General features: G+C 36.6%; 1 protein-coding gene and 1 pseudogene. One reads left to right on the top strand and one right to left on the bottom strand.

Annotation, left to right across the window (positions count from 1 at the left end; genetic code table 11):
• The coding region (locus ACFINO_RS10280; protein WP_375655725.1) for an AAA family ATPase at window positions 1–349 on the bottom strand (349 nt) is incomplete at its 3' end.
• Window positions 350–605: 256 nt separating this feature from the next.
• Between ACFINO_RS10280 and ACFINO_RS10285 the strand changes: the two are divergent.
• Window positions 606–778, top strand: a pseudogene (locus ACFINO_RS10285) (CCA tRNA nucleotidyltransferase); the annotation flags it as partial.

Consider the following 778-nt stretch of genomic DNA (forward strand, 5'->3'; position numbering starts at 1 on the left):
TACCACTTTTATCTGAATCCATAATTTCAGAACCAATAATGTCCGATGGCATCAAGTCAGGCGTAAATTGAATGCGTTTTTCATCAAGCCCCAATACTATTCCTAACGTTTCAACAAGACGCGTCTTAGCAAGTCCTGGAACACCAACGAGAAGGGCGTGTCCTCCAGCTAAAATGCTTGTTAAAGCGTATTCAATCACATGATTTTGACCAAAAATAACTTTGTCAACTTCTTGTTGTAGGATATCTAATTCTTTGTGTGCTGTATCAATAGCATCAATAATCACGTGGGCTTCGTTATTGATAGTAGCCTGTTTCATAGAATTAGATAATACATCGCTCTGATTCATATTTATTCCTTAAGGCGATTTGTAGAGAAATTAATGATTTTTTCTCTATGATAAGGAATATTTTATGATTTGTAGCAGAAAATGACGAGAAATGAAGTGGAATATGCTGTTTTTTTTAATATTCGTGCACAAATACAGAGAGAAAGCTCTCTTTTAAGGAGTGCTGTGTATCTTATAAAGGATGTCGTGGAAAACTATTGTCCTATAAAGATACCAGTTTGAGAGAATGATGGCGATTTGTTTGAAAGGTTAAAGAGTGAGCATAAGACAAGATTTCAAACAGGTTGATTGGTTGCAGCATAGTCATATCCAAAAACTTCTTCATGTTTTATCTTTAGACGGTGAAGAGGCGCGTATTGTGGGGGGGGCGGTACGTAATCAGCTGTTAGAGCAACCTATTAGTGATGTTGATATTGCCACAACCTGTTT

The organism is Bartonella sp. AA83SXKL (genome assembly GCF_042196965.1).
Taxonomy (GTDB): Bacteria; Pseudomonadota; Alphaproteobacteria; order Rhizobiales; family Rhizobiaceae; genus Bartonella.